At 82.4% G+C, this 306-nt stretch carries 1 pseudogene; it reads right to left on the reverse strand.

The features are described from left to right. Positions 1-293 (reverse strand): annotated as a pseudogene (gene bchD, locus MKK67_RS18495) (magnesium chelatase ATPase subunit D); the annotation flags it as partial. Positions 294-306 lie beyond the last annotated feature (13 nt).

Raw genomic sequence — 306 nt, forward strand, 5'->3', positions numbered from 1 at the left:
GGCGGGGGCGGCGGCCGGCGCCGGGGCGCGTCAGGGGGAGCAATCGCCCGCGGGCTGGCGGGCCAGCGCGCCGGCCCCGGCCCCGGCCCGGCCCGCAACGCCGCGCAGCCGCGGCCATGCGGGTCGGTGGCGAGGTGGGGGGCGGCGCGCAGGGCGTCGGGCCAGATGTTGTGGGGCGCTTCCGCCTTCCCCGCGCCCTCGGCGGGGGAGGGTGGCCCCGGGGTGAGCGAGGGTCGGGAGAGGGGCAGCGCGACGAGAGCGGGTTTCGCGCCCGACGCGCCACTCCCGGACATGGCGCTCCCCTCT

Source organism: Methylobacterium sp. J-072 (assembly GCF_022829425.1).
GTDB lineage: Bacteria > Pseudomonadota > Alphaproteobacteria > Rhizobiales > Beijerinckiaceae > Methylobacterium.